General features: G+C 63.6%; 4 protein-coding genes. All 4 read left to right on the forward strand.

Annotation, left to right across the window (positions count from 1 at the left end):
• On the forward strand, positions 1-255 hold a 255-nt coding region (gene paaB, locus AC1D2P_RS30530), incomplete at its 5' end, for a 1,2-phenylacetyl-CoA epoxidase subunit PaaB (RefSeq protein ID WP_477811763.1).
• 8 nt (positions 256-263) lie between these two features.
• Positions 264-1,025, forward strand: coding sequence for a 1,2-phenylacetyl-CoA epoxidase subunit PaaC (gene paaC / locus AC1D2P_RS30535; protein ID WP_477758375.1), 762 nt, complete (start codon positions 264-266; stop codon positions 1,023-1,025).
• Positions 1,012-1,545: a 1,2-phenylacetyl-CoA epoxidase subunit PaaD gene (gene paaD, locus AC1D2P_RS30540; protein ID WP_077431704.1), complete on the forward strand. Its 534-nt coding sequence runs from the start codon at positions 1,012-1,014 to the stop codon at positions 1,543-1,545. Before paaC ends, paaD begins: the two co-directional genes overlap by 14 nt.
• 33 nt (positions 1,546-1,578) lie before the next feature.
• Positions 1,579-2,655 (forward strand): 1,2-phenylacetyl-CoA epoxidase subunit PaaE, encoded by a 1,077-nt coding sequence (gene paaE / locus AC1D2P_RS30545; protein ID WP_477758376.1) that lies wholly within the window; start codon positions 1,579-1,581, stop codon positions 2,653-2,655.
• The last annotated feature ends 87 nt before the right edge of the window (positions 2,656-2,742 follow it).

Genomic DNA, 2,742 nt, shown 5'->3' on the forward strand with positions numbered 1-2,742 from the left:
TTCGTGCGCAGCAAGCACGGCCTCAACCACAAGCACGTCGGCAGCGTGCACGCCGCCGACACCACCATGGCCATCGAGAACGCGCGCGAGCTCTACACCCGTCGCAGCGAAGGCGTGAGCCTGTGGGTGGTGCCGTCGGCACTGATTACCGCTTCGTCGCCGGATGAAAAAGACCCGCTGTTCGATCCGTCGGACGACAAGGTGTATCGCCACGCCAGCTTCTACGAGCTGCCGGCCGAAGTCGGGCACATGTGAGGTCGACCATGAACAACCAGACTGATCTGATCGAATACCTGCTGCGCCTCGGCGACAGCGCCCTGATCCAGGGCCAGCGCCTGTGCCAATGGTGCGGCAAGGCCCCGGCGCTGGAAGAAGAATTGGCGTTGATGAACGTCGGCCTCGACCTGGTGGGTCAGGCACGCAACTGGCTGGAATACGCCGCCGAACTGCTGAACGACGGCCGCAGCGCCGATGACCTGGCGTTCCGCCGTGACGAGCGCGCTTATCGCAACCTGCTGCTGGTGGAGCAACCCAACGGCGACTTCGCGGTGACCATGCTCAAGCAGTTCCTCTATGACGCCTGGCATTTGCCGGTGCTGCAGGGCCTGAGCCAGTCCAGCGACGAGCGCATTGCCGGGATCGCCGCCAAAGCGGTCAAGGAAGTGACCTATCACCTGCGCCGCTCCGGCGAGTGGGTCGAGCGCCTGGGTGACGGCACTGAAGAAAGCCATCGGCGCATGCTGGCGGCGATCCCTGAGGTCTGGCGCTTCACCGTCGAACTGATTGCCGCCGATGACAGCGAGCAGCGCCTGTGCGAAGCCGGCATCACCCCGGACATCGCCAGCGTTGCCGCGCAGTGGCAAGCCAAGGTCAACGCAATTTTCGCCAGTGCCACCCTGCCCGTACCCGCCGCGCCAAATTATTTCTACCTGAACGCACGCAAAGGGCTGCACACCGAACACCTCGGCATCCTGTTGGCAGAGATGCAATTCCTGCCACGAGCGTACCCCGATGCAACCTGGTGAGCTGATCGCCAGCGACCTGGGCGCCCGGGCGGCACAACCGACTGACCTGGCCGCCGCGTGGGCAACCCTGGCGCAGGTCATGGACCCGGAAGTGCCGGTGGTCAGCGTGGTCGACCTCGGCATCGTCCGCGACCTGGACTGGCAGGCCGGTCACTTGCACGTGGTGGTCACGCCGACCTACTCCGGTTGCCCCGCCACCGAAGTGATCGAAAGCGACATCCGCGAGGCACTGGAACTGGCCGGGTTCAAGGCGCCGCAACTTGAGCGCAAGTTGACCCCGGCGTGGACCACCGACTGGATCAGCGCCAGTGGCCGTGAACGCTTGCGCGCCTATGGCATCGCCCCGCCGGAGGGCAGCACCAGCAAGCGCAGCCTGCTCGGTGAAAGCCCGGTGGTCGTCTGCCCGCAATGCGGCAGCGCCCACACCGAAGTGCTCAGCGAGTTCGGTTCCACCGCGTGCAAGGCCCTGTATCGCTGCATCGATTGCCGGGAACCGTTCGACTATTTCAAGTGCATCTGAGCGGCAATCGGCCGTCCCAGCTGGAGAACAATAATGAGTAAATTTCACAGCCTGACCATCAAGGACGTGCGCACCGAGACCCGTGACGCGGTGTCCATCGCCTTCGAGATTCCGCAACACCTGCAGGACAGTTTTCACTTCACCCAGGGCCAGCACCTGGTGATGCGCACCCAGTTGGACGGCGAAGAAGTCCGCCGTTCTTACTCGATCTGCACCGGCGTGAATGACGGTGAGCTGCGCATCGCGGTCAAGCGGGTGACGGGTGGGCGCTTCTCGGCGTTTGCCAACGAGCAACTCAAGGCAGGGCACACGCTGGACGTCATGCCGCCCGCCGGGCACTTCAGTGTCGAACTCGACCCGGCGCGCCACGGCCAGTACCTGGCCGTAGCAGCGGGCAGCGGCATCACGCCGATCCTGTCGATCATCAAGACCACCCTGGAAACCGAGCCGCACAGCCGCGTCACACTGCTGTACGGCAACCGTTCCAGCTCTGGCGCGCTGTTTCGCGAGCAACTGGAAGACCTGAAAAACCGCTACTTGCAGCGTCTGAACCTGATTTTCGTGTTCAGCCGCGAGCAGCAGGATGTCGACCTGTACAACGGCCGGATCAACGCCGAGAAATGCGAGCAGTTGTTCTCCCGCTGGCTTGACGTCAAAGCCCTCGACGCCGCGTTCATTTGCGGCCCGCAAGAGATGACCGAAACCGTGCGCGACAGCCTCAAGGCCAAAGGCATGGCGTCTGAGCGTATCCATTTCGAACTGTTCGCCGCCGCTGGCAGCCAGCAGAAACGTGAAGCCCGCGAGGCGGCCCGCCAGGTGGATGCGGCGGTCAGCCAGATCACCGTCATCAGCGATGGCCGCGCATTGGCTTTTGATCTGCCGCGCAACAGCCAGAGCATCCTCGATGCCGGCAACGCCCAGGGTGCCGAACTGCCCTACTCGTGCAAGGCCGGCGTGTGCTCGACCTGCAAGTGCAAGGTCATCGAAGGCGAAGTGGAAATGGACAGCAACCACGCCCTCGAAGACTACGAAGTGGCCGCCGGCTATGTGCTGTCGTGCCAGGCGTTCCCGATCAGCGACAAAGTGGTGCTGGATTTCGATCAACTCTAACCCCCTGACGCTCGTAGCAGCTGCGTCCGACTTGTAGCAGCTGTCGAGCCTGCGAGGCTGCGTTCGGCTGCGAAGCAGTCGTAAACC

Source organism: Pseudomonas sp. P1_F1_2 (assembly GCF_056405815.1).